Here is a 16,253-nt window from a genome sequence, read left to right on the forward strand (position 1 = left end):
CCGCAACAATAAGTTCGCGCCGCCGCGCCGGCGATTTTCGCCGCCTGTCTGCGCAGTTCTGCGCCGTACGGCGCCTCCGCCTCGTCTCGGGCGTATTAGACGCTGGGTTTAGCCTCGATTTTGTGGCATGATCCGCGGCATTCGTTGTCATCGTTGTTACAGCCACGCCCGTTCGTTACCGTTCGCGGCCGCCGCCGTTACCCTTGCGATACACACAACCTTATGCAGTAAGCCATGTACCGTTCACAGCGTTTACAGGAGTAATCGTGGCGAAGAATTATTATGACATCACGCTGGCCATGGCGGGTATCAGCCAGTCGGCGCGTTTGGTTCAGCAGTTGGCCCATGAAGGGCAATGCAACCGCGAAGCCTTTCAGACCTCGCTGAAAAGCCTGCTGCAGATGGACCCGCCCTCCACGCTGGCGGTGTTCGGCGGTGAAGAACGCAATTTGATGGTCGGCCTCGAAACCCTGATGGGCGTGCTTAACGCCAACAACAAAGGGCCGGGCGCGGAACTGACCCGCTACACCATCAGCCTGATGGTGCTGGAGCGCAAACTCAACGCCAACAAACAGGCGATGAACACGCTCGGTGAACGCCTCAGCCAGCTCGAACGCCAGCTGGCGCACTTCGATCTTGAGTCGGACACCATCATCAGCGCGCTGGCCGGCATTTACGTCGACGTGGTCAGCCCGCTCGGGCCGCGCATCCAGGTGACCGGCTCGCCGGCTATCTTGCAGAACCCGCAGGTGCAGGCCAAGGTTCGCGCCACGCTGCTGGCCGGCATTCGCGCCGCCGTGCTGTGGCAACAGGTCGGCGGCAGCCGCCTGCAGTTAATGTTTTCCCGTAATCGTCTGTTCAAGCAGGCGCAAAATATCGTTGCTCATTGTTAATCGATCCCAGGAGTTGCTACCGATGGAATTATCCTCACTGACCGCCGTTTCCCCCGTTGATGGACGCTACGGTGATAAAGTCAGCGCACTGCGCCCCATTTTCAGCGAATACGGTCTGCTGAAATTCCGCGTACAGGTTGAAGTACGTTGGCTGCAAAAACTGGCGGCCTGCGCAGAAATCAAGGAAGTTCCCGCTTTTGACGCCGACGCAAACGCTTTCCTCGACAAAATCGTCGCGGAATTCAATGAAGAAGACGCTCAGCGCATCAAAACCATCGAGCGCACCACCAACCACGACGTGAAAGCGGTCGAGTATTTCCTGAAGGAAAAAGTGGCGGCGGTGCCTGCGCTGCACGCGGTGTCCGAGTTCATCCACTTCGCCTGCACCTCCGAAGACATCAACAACCTGTCGCACGCGCTGATGCTGCAAAGCGCGCGTCAGGACGTGGTGCTGCCTTACTGGCGCAAGATCATCGACGCGCTGAAAGGGCTGGCGCTGGAATACCGCGATATTCCGCTGCTGTCGCGCACCCACGGCCAGCCGGCGACCCCGTCGACCGTCGGCAAAGAGTTCGCCAACGTGGCTTACCGCATGGAGCGCCAGTACCGCCAGCTGGAGCGCGTGGAGATCATGGGTAAAATCAACGGCGCGGTCGGCAACTACAACGCCCACATCGTCGCTTACCCGGAAGTGGACTGGCATCAGTTCAGCGAAGCGTTCGTGACCTCGCTCGGCATCACCTGGAACCCGTACACCACCCAGATCGAGCCGCATGACTACATCGCCGAGCTGTTCGACTGCGTAGCGCGTTTCAACACCATTCTGATCGACTTCGACCGCGACATCTGGGGCTACATCGCCCTGAACCACTTCAAGCAGAAGACCATCGCCGGCGAAATCGGTTCTTCCACCATGCCGCACAAGGTCAACCCGATCGACTTCGAAAACTCCGAAGGCAATCTGGGCCTGGCCAACGCCGTGCTGGGCCACCTGGCGGGCAAGCTGCCGGTGTCCCGCTGGCAGCGCGACCTGACCGACTCCACCGTGCTGCGTAATCTGGGCGTAGGCCTGGGCTACGCGCTGATCGCCTATCAGGCCACCCTGAAAGGCATCAGCAAGCTGGAAGTGAACCAGGCGCACCTGCTGGACGAACTGGATCACAACTGGGAAGTGCTGGCCGAGCCGATCCAGACCGTGATGCGCCGCTACGGCATCGAGAAACCTTACGAGAAGCTGAAAGAGCTGACCCGCGGCAAGCGCGTGGATGCCGCCGGCATGCAGGCGTTCATCGATGGCCTGGCGCTGCCGGAAGAAGAGAAAACCCGTCTGAAGGCGATGACCCCGGCCAACTACATCGGCCGCGCCACCACCATGGTCGACGAGCTGAAATAAGCGCTTTAGCCTGACAACGACAAGGCGGCCTGCGGGCCGCCTTTTTCTTTGCTATTCGCCGCGCAGCACCTGCAGCCGGGCTATCTGCCGCCCCTGCGCATCGAAGTTGTCCGCACTCAGCCAGCGCGCCAGCGCCTGCCGCACCGTCGGCCAGCGGTCGGCGGTGATGGCGAACCAGTCGGTATCCCGGCTGCGCCCCTTGACGATCACCGCGAAGCGGAAGTTGCCCTCGTAGCGAAAGCCAAAGCGCAGCGCGGCCTGGCGGGACGGCGCGTTATGACTGTCGCACTTCCACTCGCAGCGGCGGTAGCCCAGCGTGTCGAAGGCATAGCGCAGCAGCAGCGCGATGGCTTCGGTGGCGCTGGAGCGCTGTTTCATCAACGGCGACCAGCTGACGTGGCCGATCTCCAGCACCCCGTTGGCTTCGTCGATGCGCATCAGCGCCACCGTGCCCACCGGCGCATCGCTGGCGGCGTCGAACACCGTCAGATTAACCAGCGCCGGGTTGGCCTGCAGCGTCTCCAGATGCTGCAACATCGCCGCCGGCGTATCGGGCCGTTCGATAGACAGATAGGTCCAGTCGCGGCCGTCCGGCGCCAGCTGAAACGCCTCGAACAGCGCGGCGTAATCCCGCTGCGGCTCGAGCGGCGCCAGCGAACAGAAACGCCCGCCGAGCGTCGCGCCGCCGGGGCGGCGAGCCGGCTGCCAATCCGGCATCGGTTCCCCGATCGGCTGACCATAACGATTCATTGCCATAAACGCCCTCCTGCGATTAACGGGTATAAACGATAAACGAGCTTCTTCTGCCGATTTTGTCGTACAGCGAGCGCGCCGGCGCGTTGTACTCCTGGGTCATCCAGTAGACCCGATCGCTGCCGCGCGTCTCTGCCAAGCGATACGCCTGTTCGAACAGCTTTTCCGACACCTTGTGGCCGCGCGCCTGCGGCGACACATAGAGATCCTCGATATAACAATAGCCGACCGCGCTCCAGGTGGACGGATGGAACACCAGGTTCATCAGCCCCAGCAGTTGGCCGTCGGCATCCTGCGCCACCAGCCCGTACACCTGTTCATCCTGCCCCAGGCGTTCGAAGGTGCGATCGGTCACCTGCGGCGCCACGTCGGCGCGGTAAAAATCGAGATAGCCCTGCCACAGCGCCAGCCATTGCGCTTTGTCGTCGCCATTGATTCTGCGGATAGTCACTTCAGGGTTGTATGGGTTCATAGCGCCTCACGGAGTAAGATGTTATTTCCATTAGGGAAATAACCGGATAGCGGCAGAATACACCGCGCGGCGACGGCGCAATACGGACCAATACGAAACGCAGAGCAGACCAATTTTAGCCGTCGCTTGCCACCGGCAGCGCGTTGAACACCTGCGCCAGCGTCGCGATAAAGCGCACGATCTCATCCGGCGTATAGGCCGAGAAGCCGAGCACCAGCGCCCCGCGCTGCGGCGTGCCGGTGTAGAAGTCCGCCAGGCCGTACAGCCGAATCCCCCGTTCGGCGGCCGCCGCCACCAGCCGCCGTTCCATCGCCGCATCCGCCAACGGGCACACCAACTGCAGCCCGCCCTGCGGCAACGCCGGGCGCGTCCAGGCCGCCAGGTGACGATGCACCGCGTCGTACAGCACGTTCAACCGCGCCTTGTACAACGTGCGCATATTGCGCAGATGCTCGGCGTAGCCGCCCTCGTGCAGGAAGTGGAACAGCGTCATCTGCGCCAGCGCCGACGTGTAGCCGTCCTGAAACTGCCTGGCGGCGACCAATGGCCGCACCAGCTGCGGCGGCGCAATCATGAAACCGATGCGCAGCCCCGGAAACAGCGTCTTGCTGAAGGTGCCGATGTACAGCGTGCGCCCGCCGCTGTCCAGCCCCTGCAATGCCGCCTTGGTTTGCCGGTCATAGTTGAACTCGGCGTCGTAGTCGTCTTCGATGATCCAGGCCCGCTGCCGCTGCGCCCACTGCAGCAGCGCCAGCCGCCGCTCGAGGCTCAGCGAATACCCCAGCGGGTAGTGATGGGACGGCGTGATGTAAACGCCCCGTCCGCCGCCCGAGGCCTGCATCAACTGCCCGACGTCCAGCCCCTGCTCGTCGATACCGATCGGCCGCGCCTGCAGCCCCGCCGACTGCACCAGCTTTTTCGCCCCCTGGTAACCCGGCTCTTCGACGAACACCGCATCGCCGGGATCGAACAGCACCTGGGTACACAGCGCCAACGCCTGCTGAGAGCTGGTCACCACGATCACCTGTTCCGCCGTCGCCTTCACGCCCCGCTCCCGCTGCAGATAGCGCGCGATCTCCGCGCGCAGCTCCGGCAACCCTTGCGGATCGGCATACCCCAACAGCCGCTCGCCGTGCCGCCGTAGCGCCTGCTTTTCCTGCTGCAGCCATTGCTCGATGGGAAACGCCCGCAGGTCCGCCAGCGAAGGCGTCAGCGAAGCCTGGCGGCTGGTGTGCGGCGTATGGCTGACCGCCAGCAGCGCCCGGCCGCGATCGCTCAGCTCGCGCTCCGCCAGCCGCGCCTCTTGCCCTGCCGCCGTCGCCAGCAGTTCACGGCCGAGCAGCGTGTCGCAGCGATAACGCACAAAGCTGCCGCGCCCCACCGTTCGGCTGATGAACCCCTCCGCTTCCAGCCGCGCGTAGGTCTGTTCCACCGTGTCGCGCGCCACCGTCAGCCGGGCCGCCAACGCACGGCTCGGCGGCAGCTGCGTCCGCCAGGGCAGTTCTCCGGCGGCGATTAGTTGTAGCAGGGCCTGATGCAGCGCCGAACGCCGGGTCAGGCCTTGCCGCCGCTGCTGCGCGAAGGCGACCAGGATCGCCGCGTCGTCCGCGTGTCGTGGGGTATCGCTCATGGGGTATTTGTTTCTCCTGGCTCAGGGGGCCGACGCACTACTCTACCTCATTTCACCCCGACGGCGGCGGCAGTTGCGCTGCCCGGCGAAATCCCCTTAAATAAGCCATCGCATTGCGGCTACAGGACTTCCGTCGGCTATGAGCAAGGAGACCAACCAGCGTCTGCTGGACAAACTGCAGCAGGATCTGGCCAGCGCGGGCGCGATGCCGCTGTATTTGCGTTTCAACGCCTCGGTGCGCCAGGCCATCGAGCAGGGGTTGCTGAATGCGGGGGATTTTTTGCCCAGCGAGCGCCTGTTCACCGAACGGCTCGGCATCTCGCGCATCACGGTGCGCAAGGCGCTGGCCTGCCTCGAGCAGGACGGCATCATCGGCCGTTCGCGCGGCTACGGCACCTTTATCCAATCGCAGCGGCCCGAGCCGAAGCTGTTCTATTCATTGGCGGACGTCAAAGGATTCTCGCGCGAGGTGATACAGCAGGGGCGCCGGCCGGATACGCAGTGGATCAGCCGCGAACGGATACCCGCCGGCGCTGAGCTGGCTGAAAAGCTCCAGCTGGCGGCCGGAACGCCGATCTACCAGCTCAAACGCATTCACCTGATCGATCGGCGGCCAATGTCGGTGGCGGTGTCCTACGTAGTGGTGACGGCAATTGCCAACGTCGACGAGATCGGCATCTCGCTGTACGACTACTTCCGGCGCAATAAGGTGGAGATGGGATCGCTGCGCAGCCAGGTCAGCGCCGCGATGGCCGACGACGATATCCGTCAGGCGCTGCGGCTCTCGGAGCCGATGCCGCTGCTGATCGTGCGCCAGACGCTGTTCGACCACCAAAAAAAGCCGATCGAATACAGTGAAAGCTTCTGCCGCAGCGACATGTACGAATTTACCAGCGAAAGCTGACCCGTTGCGTCACGCGGCGGCTTACGCCTCGCCCTGCCGGCGGCGGCGAAAACGCGCGAACGCCTGAACGTAAGCCCCGATATCCAGCGGATTCACCCGTTTTAACTCCGCCAGCAGCCCCGGCTCAATCGCCTCGGCGCCGTGCAGCGCGCCGCAAACCGCGGTGGCCATCGCGCCGATGGTGTCGGTATCGCCGCCCAGGTTGGCGCACAGCACGGCGCACCGGGTAGGGTCGGTTTGCGCCAGCTGCACCATCGCCAGCGCTGCGGGCACCGACTCGATGGTGCTCACCCCGGCCCCGATCAGCTGATATACCCGCTCGGAGGCCTGCTCGGTGCCGGTGGCTTCATCCACCACCTGAAACGCCAGTTCGATGCGCGCCGCCAGCGAAGGGCTGAACGTCGTCTCCTGCCGGCGTTGTGCATACTCCGCCACCCCCGGCAACGCCAGGCGAATGGAGGCCCAGTCAGTCCCTTCCACCGCCCGCGCCACGGCCCAGGCGATCGCCACCGCACCGGCGACGGCGATGTCGGATTTGTGCGTCGGGCTGCAGGCCAGCCACACCTGCCGGCAGAAATCCTCCAGCGGCGCGGAAGGCAGCACGCAGCCCAAAGGCGAAATGCGCATCGCCGCACCGTTGGTGATGCCGTTGTTTTCCAACTCGGCGATCGGCGTGCCCGCTTTTTGCTCGCTCAGCGCCAGTTTGGAACTGGGGCCGAGAATGTTCTTGTTGAAAGCGTCAAAACCGTCCACCCAGCGGATCACGTTGCGGGCGATCAGCTCCGGCACCACCTCGCCTTGCGCCTCCACCAGCGCATCGGCCAACGCCAATGCCATCGCGGTATCGTCGGTATATTGCCCGGCCTTGAAATAACAGGCGGCGGTGTTCTCCGCCGGCCCGTCGAGAAAGCCGTCTATCCAGCCGAAGTGGCGCTTAACCCGCTCGCGCGGCCACAGCTCGGAAGGCATGCCGAGCGCGTCGCCCAGCATCTGTCCGTAAAGTGCGCCCGCTATGCGTTCCGCCTGGGTTAACTGCTTCATCCGTCGCTCCTGAGAAAATGTGTCGATGCCTCAATAATACCTTATTAGTACCTTTAAAGCTTATCAAGCGCCCCGGCTCACACGTTCTTTCCGCGGGCAATGCCCGGCGCGTTTAAGTTGCGTTTAACGTCGCCCCGCCGCTGTTTATCCGACGTTTATCAGAACTTGTCGATAATGTCGGCGAACAAATTGATAACGCTTATTTTAATACATTGCTTCGGCTCTCTTGCGAGCCGGGCGGGTTATACCTACCATAGCCTCAGCACTTTTTGTCAACATGGTTCAGGTGGCCGCGTTATCCCCTGACACGCCGCAGAGCGTGTTCCCTTTTTATCGCGTGGGTGACAGGACGTTCACCCGCATAGTCACAGGAGTTCGCCATGCGAGTACTGGTTGTTGAAGATAATGGTCTGCTGCGCCACCACCTTTCCGTTCAGATGCGCGAGATGGGCCATCAGGTCGACGCGGCCGAAGACGCCAAGGAAGCCGATTACTTCCTGCAGGAGCACGCGCCGGATATCGCCATCGTCGATCTCGGCCTGCCGGGTGAAGACGGTCTGAGCCTGATCCGCCGCTGGCGCGCGCACCAGGCCAAGCTGCCGATCCTGGTGCTGACCGCCCGCGAAAGCTGGCAGGACAAAGTGGCGGTGCTGGAAGCCGGCGCCGACGACTATGTCACCAAGCCGTTCCACCTGGAAGAAGTGATCGCCCGCATGCAGGCGCTGATGCGCCGCAACAGCGGCCTGGCTTCGCAGGTGATCGTGCTGCCGCCGTTCCAGATCGATCTGTCGCGCCGCGAACTGAGCGTCAACGATCGGCAAATCAAGCTGACCGCCTTTGAATACACCATCATCGAAACCCTGATCCGCAACGCCGGCAAGGTGGTGAGCAAGGATTCGTTGATGCTGCAGCTCTACCCGGACGCCGAGCTGCGCGAAAGCCACACCATCGACGTGCTGATGGGCCGCTTGCGTAAAAAAGTGCAGGCGGAATACCCGCATGAAGTGATCACCACGGTACGTGGCCAGGGCTATCGTTTTGACGCGAAGTGAACATAATGTTCAACAAGAATAAAAAACCGTTTTCGCTGCGTGCCCGCTTCCTGATGGCGACCGCCGGGGTGATCCTGGCGCTGTCGCTCTCTTACGGTTTGGTGGCGGTCGTCGGCTATATCGTCAGCTTCGACAAAACCGCCTTCCGCCTGCTGCGCGGCGAGAGCAACCTGTTCTTCAGCCTGGCGCAGTGGAAAGACAACAAGCTCACCATCGCCATTCCCCCCGATATCGATCTCAACTTCCCGACGCTGGTATTTATCTACGACGATAAAGGCAACCTGCTGTGGAGCCAGCGCAAGGTGCCGGAGCTGGAGAAGCTGATCAACAAGGAATGGCTGGAGGAGTCCGGCTTTTACGAAATCGACACCGACACCCGCGTCAGTAGCGAAGTGCTGGGGGACAACCCCAAAGCGCAGGATCAGCTGAAGAATTACGACGATACCGATCAGAACGCGCTGACCCACTCGGTGGCGGTCAATACCTATGCCGCCACGCCTCGCCTGCCGGCGCTGACCATCGTGGTGGTCGACAGCATTCCGCAGGAGCTGCAGCGATCTGACGTGGTGTGGGAGTGGTTCAGCTACGTGCTGTTGGCCAACCTGCTGCTGGTGGTGCCGCTGCTGTGGCTGGCGGCCTACTGGAGCCTGCGGCCGATCAAGGCGCTGGTCAATCAGGTGGGCGAGCTGGAGAACGGCGAGCGCGATCAGCTGGATGAGAACCCGCCCAGCGAGCTGCGCGGGCTGGTGCGCAATCTGAACATTCTGGTGCGCAACGAACGCCAGCGCTACACCAAGTACCGCACTACCCTGTCGGATCTGACCCACAGCCTGAAAACGCCGCTGGCGGTGCTGCAAAGCACCCTGCGCTCGCTGCGCAGCGGCAAGCAGACCACCATCGAAGAAGCCGAGCCGATCATGCTGGATCAGATCGGACGCATCTCGCAGCAAATCGGTTACTACCTGCACCGAGCCAGCATCAACTCCGGCCAGACGGTGTTGACGCGCGAGATCCATTCGGTGCCGGCGCTGCTCGACAGCCTGGTGGTGGCGCTAAATAAGGTTTATCAGCGCAAAGGGGTGGTGATCACGCTGGACATCTCGCCGGAAGTGACCTTTATGGGCGAGAAAAACGACTTTATGGAAGTGATGGGCAACGTGTTGGAAAACGCCTGCAAATACTGCCTGGAGTTCGTGGAGATCACCTCGCTGCACTCCGAGAAAAACCTCACCATCGTTATCGACGACGACGGCCCGGGGATCCCGGAAAGCAAGCGCCAGCTGATCTTCCAGCGCGGCCAGCGGGTGGATACCCTGCGCCCCGGCCAGGGCCTGGGTTTGTCGGTGGCGGCGGAGATCATCGAGCAGTACGACGGCGAAATCGTCATCAGCGACAGCCCGCTCGGCGGCGCGCGCATGCAGGTCACCTTCGCCCGCCAGCACGACACCCACCACAACGAGTAAATTATGCCGCTGCGGCCCCGATCCACGGGGCCAAACTTCCGTTATAATCGCACACAGGCTCACTCCTCTCTCCTGGAATAGAACATGGATTATCAATTAGACCTGGACTGGAACGATTTTTTGCAACGTTATTGGCAAAAGCGTCCGGTGATTCTGAAGCGCGGCTTCAAAAACTTTATCGATCCGATCTCCCCGGATGAGCTGGCCGGGCTGGCGATGGAAAACGAAGTGGACAGCCGCCTGGTCAGCCACCAGGACGGCCGTTGGCAGGTCGCGCACGGCCCCTTCGAGAGCTTCGATCACCTGAGCGAAAACAACTGGTCGCTGCTGGCGCAGGCGGTGGACCACTGGCATGAGCCTTCCGCGGCGCTGATGCGCCCGTTCCGCCAGCTGCCGGACTGGCGGATGGATGACCTGATGATCTCCTTCTCGGTACCGGGCGGCGGCGTCGGCCCGCATCTCGATCAGTACGACGTGTTCATCATTCAGGGCACCGGCCGCCGCCGCTGGCGCGTCGGGGAAAAAACGCCGCTGAAGCAGCACTGCCCGCACCCGGATCTGCTGCAGGTGGAGCCGTTCGACGCCATCATCGACGAAGAGATGGAGCCGGGCGACATTCTCTACATTCCGCCGGGCTTCCCGCATGAAGGCTACGCGCTGGAAAACGCGCTCAACTATTCGGTGGGCTTCCGCGCGCCGAACGGCCGCGAGCTGGTGAGCGGCTTCGCCGACTACGTGCTGGCGCGCGAGCTGGGCAGCAAACGCTACGGCGATCCGGACGTTAAACTGCGCGAACACCCGGCGGAGATCCTGCCGCAGGAAGTGGACGCCTTACGGCAGATGATGCTGGATCTGGTGCAACAGCCGGAACACTTCCAGCACTGGTTCGGCGAGTTCATCTCCCAGTCGCGCCACGAGCTGGATCTGGCGCCGCCGGAGCCGCCGTATCAGGCCGGGGAAATCTACGAGCTGCTGCAGCAGGGTGAAGCGCTGCAGCGCCTGGGCGGGTTGCGCGTGCTGCGCGTCGGCGATCGCTGCTTCGTCAACGGCGAGCTGATCGACACCGACCAGTTGCAGGCCGCAGACGCCCTTTGCCAGCACTTCAGCGTCGACGCCGCCCTGCTCGGCGACGCGGTGGACGACCCGTCGTTCCTGGCGCTGCTGACCGCACTGGTCAACAGCGGCTATTGGTACTTTAACGACTGATTGCCGTCACGCGAACAAGCCACCCTGCCGGGTGGCTTTTTTTTTATCCCTGGCGCGCCTGCGCGCGGTAATCCGCCAGTTCCCCCGCCGTCATGCCCGCCTGTTCCGCCGCCGCGCAAATCTGCCGCCAGGTATTGGCGTCTATCGGTATGCCCTGCTCCAGCCGCGCCGCGCGGTTGGCCTCTTCCCACTCTCCCGGGACGGCGATCGGCTGTTCGCCGCTCGGCGGCGAAGCCTTCACCCAGCCGATAAACGCTTCGGCCTCGGCCTGCATTTGCGGCGCGTCAAAGGCCAGAGGATCGAGGATCAGGGTAGTCATGCAGTTGAAGATGGCGTCGCTGTCGGCTTTCAGCGTAGCGTCGTGGGTGGTGCGGCCGCCGGAGAGCGCGCCGCCGAGGATTTCGCACATCGCCGCCAGCGCGTAGCCTTTGTGCAAGCCGAACGGCAGCAGCGAACCGAACGGCGCTTCGTGCATCACCTTCGGTTCGGTAGTCGGCTGCCCGCGTTCGTCGATCAGATAGCCCGGCGCCACCGACAGCCCTTTGTTATAGGCCACCCGGGTTTTGCCGAAGGCGATACCGCTGGTGGCAAAATCCAACAGTAGCGGCGTGCGGCCCGGCCGCGGGAAAATGGCGCAGAACGGGTTAGTGCCGAAGCGGCGATCGCTGCCGCCGAACGGTGCCACCATCGGATCGCCCACCACGTTGACGAAGTGAATCGAGATGAAACCGGCGCGGGCACACTGCTCCGCCCAATGGCCGATGCGGCCGATATGGTGTGCGTTGTGCAGCGCCACCGCCGCCAGCCCCAGCTTGGCGGCGCGTTCGATGCCCAGCGCCATTGCTTCGCTGGCCACCACCTGACCGAAACCGCGCGCACCGTCGAGCGTCAGCACCGCGCCGGCGTCGCGCACCACTTCGGCGTGCTGATTGAGCTGCAATTGCCCCTGCGCCAACGACGCCATGTAGCTGGGGATCATGCCGACGCCGTGCGAGTCGTGCCCGGCCAGATTGGCCTGCACCAGATGATCGGCCACCAGCTCGGCTTCGCGCGCCGTACTGCCGGCCTGGCGCCAAATCGCCTGAACGAACTGCGCCAAATGCGGGCTGGCGATACGGTATTCGGTGCTCATCATGCGGTCCTTATGCGTGGGGAATGTGCTTCCACACTATGAGCAACGCCTTGTTGCGGCAAGCGATTATGATAATCGCAAGCGTCCCGTTTTAACTACAGTATCCGCACGTTAGCCCAGGCGACAAAAAGAGCGAGGACAGCTACTTTAGCCACCCGGCACAAGGCTCGCGTTATGGTACCCCCCCACCTTCCAAAAAAGGAAACCCCCAACAAAATTTCGTTTGCTGGGGGTTAAAAATGTACGAATCAGACCATAACCACGGCTATTCGATACCGTATTTTTTCTCGGTTACGAATTTCGGCTCTTTCCAGTTGGGGCCTTTTTTAACAAGCATTTTGTCGCCCCATTCAATAACACCATTCTGACGTAACTGTTCGAACACCCGCCTGAATTCACCATTCCCAATTACTGCGAAATTATGGCGACTAAAGAATCGATCCATTTGGGGATAACCAAACCCATCCTCATTTCTCACCAAAAAGGCAATGACGTCAGAAATTTTTTCTTCTTTTGCCAAGCGTTCTAAATCAATCATTTTAGCATCCTCAACTCTTGTTGTTCAGCAGCGTCTAAAGCCTCCTGCGTATAGAGCAAAGCCTCGCTGTTGCCTAATTGATAATCTTCCAACGTCGCAGTATGCGTATTATTCCACACTTCCCCTTGATTATCTGGCACAGAGCCATCTCTAATACCCAAATTGCGATAACGCTCCAATTCCCTGATCTCATGTGTATAAAATCGCCTGTCAGTATCGGTGGGGGGCAGTTCTCCCTTCAAGATCTTTTCCAGGCGGCCGATCATCACTTTGTTAGCGTCCGACTCTGTAAAACGCCCAGTATGCAACTTCACCTTATCCACGCCGGCACGGTCGATGCTGGCCCCTTTCCAATCCAGATTCTGGATTGGGCCTCCAGCTTTATTGGTGTTGTATTCACGACCGCTGTATTTGCCCCTGGCGTTGGTTTCACCATAGGGCTTGCTCACCATCACATAGATGGCCTCTACACCAATCTCCCTCGCATCCGGCTGCCACAGGATAAAGTCTTGCAGATCCTGCACCACATCCGCCGGGAAGGTGGTGACCACGATGCTGTCCGCCTGCCTGATGCCGGTGCCGGTATGCACTGGCGATTTGGGCCCCGGTGAGCCGTTACCGGTATGCGCCGGCGCTGCCGGCCCGGTCGGCACCGGGTTAATCAGTATCGTCCTCGCCGGCACCCCCGCCATTGCGGGCAGCGTGATTTTGTCCAGCCCCGTCAGCTCATCGCGAACAGGTCTGAATACCGGCACGCTCGGCGATACGCCGCCGACGCCCGTTCTGACGAAGTTGACGCTCTGTCTCCCATCCTCGTCAGTGGTGATAAATCCGCGCACCGGCAAATCGACCGAGGTCATGCCGGGCTGGATGGTCGCCCTGCCCGCCGCCGCCAGGCTCGCCTGGAGGGCAAACAGATTGACATCACGCCCTGGCACCCGATCGCTCCCTGCACCGACCTCCGTCGGGTAGAAGCCGAGGGCAAAAGCCCCCAGCACCGATCCGGCGGCGACTACGGTGCCGGCGCGTATACTGCCAACTTCGTAGGCCGCCCGCCACGACGCACTGGCTGCCCAGCCAGCCAGTTCGCTCGTGGTCGTCATCACACCTTGCCCGACTATCGACGTCTGCAGCATCGCGGGCGCACGGTTGAGCACCACGGCGCCTGCAGCTGTCAGCGCAGCGTTCGCTGCCTTAAGCTTTTCCGGGGTGTAGGCCGGAGAGTCCAAAACTCCTGCTTTGGCGAACAACGCTTTTCTTGCTGCTTCCGCCTTGCGGGCTTCTTCTATTTTTCGAGCCTCTTCAGCCTTACGGGCTGCCTCGGCCTTGCGGGTTTCTTCTGCTTTTCGAGCCTCTTCAGCCTTACGAGCTTCTTCGGCCTTGCGGGCCTCTTCTGCTTTCCGAACCTCTTCAGCCTTACGGGCTGCCTCGGCCTTGCGGGCTTCTTCTGCTTTCCGAGCTTCTTCAGCCTTACGGGCCTCTTCGGCCACTTCTCGTTCTACCTGTTTAAATTGCTGGTAGGCCGAGGTTAAAGAAGGCACTTCGACATTACGTTGCCGATACCCTGTGCGATCGCTCCCTTTGCCGCCGCCGTTGATCTCATACTGCTCAGTAATTTCGGTCATTACCCTATTATTATCAAGCCAGAAACCCGGTGGAATTTTCCCATTAAGCACCTCGGAATAGGTGGCTAATGACGCCTTATCCTCTGCGGCAGAATTGTTGCCGTTATTGTTCCCGTTGGGTACGTTCTGATAATTACCGATTCTATGATTGGTATCGATATTGCCAGCGAACACGATCCCGCCTTGAGCAGGCAACCCCACGCCAAGTACATTTTTAACTTGTGAGACAGAGGTAATAGCCCTGCTAACGGCGGCTTCATCGCTTGTACGAATTTCACCAACCTGCACCTGTATTTTTCCGTCAGCCTCCACACTTTTCAAAGCTACCTTTGCATAAGCTGTAACCGCACGTACTTTTTTTTGTAACTCCTTCAGGATATTACTAACTTTAGGGTCATTTTTGATTGCGTTCACCTGTCGCCGTATTGCCGCTCCTTGGGAGTCTCTACTGCTGCTACTGTCCCTGCCACCCTTACCGTTCCCCCCCTCCCAGTTGGTACTGTTATCTTGACCGGGATTTAAACCGTGTACTCCATCGATATGCACATCCCCCATGCCAGGAATATTTGTATCCATAGATCCACCGTGTCCTACATTGGGCCCCTGGTCTGAAGCCCCACCTTTAATACCGCCAGTTGGGCCACGGCTGTCTTTTCCATCTCCGCCACTCATGTGTCAGTCCTTTTATTTCGTTATTCGGCAGCAGAGTAAATTCTTAAGTGCTTATTACCTGCAACACCATCGATTAATACTCTGCGCAACCTACAAAAAAGTTTATTCATCAGGCGATCGCAATCGCTTTTTCCAAAGCAACCAATCGAGCTTCAAATGCTTCGCGCTCGGCATCTCGAAGTGAGCGCTCCTCCTTAAGCGCCTCAACCAGCAACGCCACCACGCCGTTGATATTGATGCCCCGCGCATCCTTCAGCACGCTGCCGTCGTTGAGCTTCAATTCGGTTTGGGTGACCGCCTGCGGCAATACGCTCTCCACTTCCTGAGCGATCACCCCGGCTTCAGGCACGCCCTGTTTGAGGTAGGTGTAGCCGCCGATGCGGGCTAGTTTGTCCAATGCGCCTTCGATTTGGGTGATGTCCGTTTTCATGCGGGCGTCGGAGCTGCTGTTCCAACCACCTCCGGTAACGGCATAGCCATCTTCTTTGAAAACGAACCAACTATTCCGACCGCCATTGCCCACGTTGATAACGAGTTCGTTGTATTTCACATGGTCATGGTGATAAATATTGGCATGCTTGTTATTCGGAGCTTGCAAGTACAATCCCTTGGTAAGGGATTCTTTATTGCTATCTGCATTCTGAGGAGGGCTGGCAAAAAACCAGCCGTCAGAATTGCGTTTGGTCAATTGCCCGACGGAAAGTTCCGCGTTAGTTCTGACCTGAAGTTCGTTCCAATTCCCCTGCCAGTCGCGGTAAGAAATTAACCCGAAGTTATCCTTCCCCGGAATGACGCGGGATCCCAACATGGTGGTTGTGGTGACATTGCCGCTAGTGAAATCACTTTTTAAAGGTGCGGAGTTATAGATTTGTCCATTGATAAGCGGGGTCGGGCCGGTGGTCGAGGTGGAGATACCTGCGTTGTGTGACACCACCGCCCCACCAGAAATGTCCACGCCGTTTTGCATCGCAACCCGGCCAGAAGCCAAATTGAATGAGAACGGGCGTAAGGTATTCCACTGCCCGTTAAGCGCCTGCCCTACCGGCGTCGTCAGCGCATAAAAATCGCGTCCATCGTTGCGCAGCATCACGCCGGTATTGCCATTCGCCAGCCGAAAACCGTTGGCCGATTTGGAGACGATTTCACCGTCGCTGACCACACGCTGGCGCAGCGTAGACAGCGATTTCAGTTCGGCAATATCGCCGTTAACGCCGTTAATCACCTGAGCATTTTTCTTTTCTTCTGCCATGATTATTACCCTCTTACGTCCTGTTTGATGGCGGTTAACAGCGCTCATTCCCCCAGCATTCCCTGGCCACTGGGCTCACCGCACCGAAGCTGTAAAACCGGTTAAGCACACAGCAAACCTGTATGCATAACCAGCACTCTATCTCTGAGGATAACGGGATTCCCTCACCACGGGTTGTATGGTGAAGGGGACAACAATGAGGCAGGGAACGATAAGAGAACGGCGGGCGC

The 16,253-nt window shown here is 60.4% G+C and carries 14 protein-coding genes; 6 read left to right on the forward strand and 8 right to left on the reverse strand.

What is annotated here, in order from left to right; genetic code table 11:
• The first annotated feature begins 266 nt into the window (after positions 1–266).
• Complete coding sequence (gene hflD / locus ACJ8MK_RS00840; RefSeq protein WP_033638217.1) at positions 267–893, forward strand: high frequency lysogenization protein HflD; 627 nt, start codon at positions 267–269, stop codon at positions 891–893.
• Positions 894–915: 22 nt separating this feature from the next.
• Positions 916–2,286 (forward strand): adenylosuccinate lyase, encoded by a 1,371-nt coding sequence (gene purB, locus ACJ8MK_RS00845; protein ID WP_033638215.1) that lies wholly within the window; start codon positions 916–918, stop codon positions 2,284–2,286.
• Positions 2,287–2,337: 51 nt separating this feature from the next.
• Here purB and ACJ8MK_RS00850 read toward each other — a convergent pair whose 3' ends face one another.
• The 3 genes from ACJ8MK_RS00850 to pdxR form a co-directional block, all read right to left on the reverse strand.
• Complete coding sequence (locus ACJ8MK_RS00850; RefSeq protein WP_041034758.1) at positions 2,338–3,042, reverse strand: GNAT family N-acetyltransferase; 705 nt, start codon at positions 3,040–3,042, stop codon at positions 2,338–2,340.
• Between the two features lie 16 nt (positions 3,043–3,058).
• On the reverse strand, positions 3,059–3,511 hold the full coding sequence (locus tag ACJ8MK_RS00855) for a GNAT family N-acetyltransferase (protein WP_060424974.1): 453 nt from the start codon (positions 3,509–3,511) through the stop codon (positions 3,059–3,061).
• A gap of 115 nt (positions 3,512–3,626) precedes the next feature.
• Complete coding sequence (gene pdxR / locus ACJ8MK_RS00860) at positions 3,627–5,141, reverse strand: MocR-like pyridoxine biosynthesis transcription factor PdxR (RefSeq protein ID WP_101455826.1); 1,515 nt, start codon at positions 5,139–5,141, stop codon at positions 3,627–3,629.
• Positions 5,142–5,280: 139 nt separating this feature from the next.
• Between pdxR and ACJ8MK_RS00865 the strand changes: the two genes are divergently transcribed.
• Positions 5,281–6,045, forward strand: a complete 765-nt coding sequence (locus tag ACJ8MK_RS00865) for a GntR family transcriptional regulator (protein WP_048321479.1) — start codon at positions 5,281–5,283, stop codon at positions 6,043–6,045.
• Positions 6,046–6,066: 21 nt separating this feature from the next.
• Here ACJ8MK_RS00865 and ACJ8MK_RS00870 read toward each other — a convergent pair whose 3' ends face one another.
• Complete coding sequence (locus ACJ8MK_RS00870; RefSeq protein ID WP_442517436.1) at positions 6,067–7,086, reverse strand: ADP-ribosylglycohydrolase family protein; 1,020 nt, start codon at positions 7,084–7,086, stop codon at positions 6,067–6,069.
• A 380-nt stretch (positions 7,087–7,466) separates the two neighbouring features.
• Between ACJ8MK_RS00870 and phoP the strand changes: the two genes are divergently transcribed.
• From phoP to ACJ8MK_RS00885, 3 genes are all read left to right on the forward strand, one after another.
• A complete protein-coding gene (gene phoP / locus ACJ8MK_RS00875) occupies positions 7,467–8,138 on the forward strand; it encodes a two-component system response regulator PhoP (RefSeq protein WP_033638204.1) in 672 nt (223 codons plus the stop codon).
• Positions 8,139–8,143: 5 nt separating this feature from the next.
• Entirely contained in the window at positions 8,144–9,601 is a 1,458-nt protein-coding gene (phoQ, locus tag ACJ8MK_RS00880) for a two-component system sensor histidine kinase PhoQ (RefSeq protein ID WP_033638202.1), read from the forward strand.
• An 84-nt stretch (positions 9,602–9,685) separates the two neighbouring features.
• Positions 9,686–10,807, forward strand: a complete 1,122-nt coding sequence (locus tag ACJ8MK_RS00885) for a ribosomal protein uL16 3-hydroxylase (protein ID WP_442517437.1) — start codon at positions 9,686–9,688, stop codon at positions 10,805–10,807.
• Between the two features lie 43 nt (positions 10,808–10,850).
• Here the strand turns inward: ACJ8MK_RS00885 and ACJ8MK_RS00890 are convergent, their stop codons facing one another.
• From ACJ8MK_RS00890 to ACJ8MK_RS00905, 4 genes are all read right to left on the reverse strand, one after another.
• Positions 10,851–11,939 carry a malate/lactate/ureidoglycolate dehydrogenase gene (locus ACJ8MK_RS00890; RefSeq protein WP_103774028.1) on the reverse strand — a complete coding sequence of 363 codons (1,089 nt, stop codon included), beginning with the start codon at positions 11,937–11,939 and terminating at the stop codon, positions 10,851–10,853.
• Between the two features lie 265 nt (positions 11,940–12,204).
• Complete coding sequence (locus tag ACJ8MK_RS00895; protein WP_033638197.1) at positions 12,205–12,477, reverse strand: hypothetical protein; 273 nt, start codon at positions 12,475–12,477, stop codon at positions 12,205–12,207.
• Entirely contained in the window at positions 12,474–14,678 is a 2,205-nt protein-coding gene (locus tag ACJ8MK_RS00900) for an S-type pyocin domain-containing protein (RefSeq protein ID WP_442517438.1), read from the reverse strand. The genes ACJ8MK_RS00895 and ACJ8MK_RS00900 overlap by 4 nt, the downstream gene beginning before the upstream one ends.
• A 205-nt stretch (positions 14,679–14,883) precedes the next feature.
• Positions 14,884–16,023 (reverse strand): tail fiber domain-containing protein, encoded by a 1,140-nt coding sequence (locus ACJ8MK_RS00905; RefSeq protein WP_442517439.1) that lies wholly within the window; start codon positions 16,021–16,023, stop codon positions 14,884–14,886.
• Between the last annotated feature and the right edge of the window lie 230 nt (positions 16,024–16,253).

This window comes from Serratia sp. CY38905 (assembly GCF_052168875.1).
Classification (GTDB): Bacteria; Pseudomonadota; Gammaproteobacteria; order Enterobacterales; family Enterobacteriaceae; genus Serratia; species Serratia sarumanii.

Coding starts and splice junctions, on each gene's coding strand:
- purB (WP_033638215.1), top strand. CDS start 916: ATGGAATTATCCTCACTGACCGCCGTTTCCCCCGTTGATGGACGCTAC.
- ACJ8MK_RS00895 (WP_033638197.1), bottom strand. CDS start 12,477: ATGATTGATTTAGAACGCTTGGCAAAAGAAGAAAAAATTTCTGACGTC.
- ACJ8MK_RS00865 (WP_048321479.1), top strand. CDS start 5,281: ATGAGCAAGGAGACCAACCAGCGTCTGCTGGACAAACTGCAGCAGGAT.
- ACJ8MK_RS00850 (WP_041034758.1), bottom strand. CDS start 3,042: ATGGCAATGAATCGTTATGGTCAGCCGATCGGGGAACCGATGCCGGAT.
- ACJ8MK_RS00905 (WP_442517439.1), bottom strand. CDS start 16,023: ATGGCAGAAGAAAAGAAAAATGCTCAGGTGATTAACGGCGTTAACGGC.
- ACJ8MK_RS00885 (WP_442517437.1), top strand. CDS start 9,686: ATGGATTATCAATTAGACCTGGACTGGAACGATTTTTTGCAACGTTAT.
- ACJ8MK_RS00855 (WP_060424974.1), bottom strand. CDS start 3,511: ATGAACCCATACAACCCTGAAGTGACTATCCGCAGAATCAATGGCGAC.
- phoQ (WP_033638202.1), top strand. CDS start 8,144: ATGTTCAACAAGAATAAAAAACCGTTTTCGCTGCGTGCCCGCTTCCTG.
- ACJ8MK_RS00900 (WP_442517438.1), bottom strand. CDS start 14,678: ATGGATACAAATATTCCTGGCATGGGGGATGTGCATATCGATGGAGTA.
- phoP (WP_033638204.1), top strand. CDS start 7,467: ATGCGAGTACTGGTTGTTGAAGATAATGGTCTGCTGCGCCACCACCTT.
- pdxR (WP_101455826.1), bottom strand. CDS start 5,141: ATGAGCGATACCCCACGACACGCGGACGACGCGGCGATCCTGGTCGCC.
- ACJ8MK_RS00870 (WP_442517436.1), bottom strand. CDS start 7,086: ATGAAGCAGTTAACCCAGGCGGAACGCATAGCGGGCGCACTTTACGGA.
- ACJ8MK_RS00890 (WP_103774028.1), bottom strand. CDS start 11,939: ATGAGCACCGAATACCGTATCGCCAGCCCGCATTTGGCGCAGTTCGTT.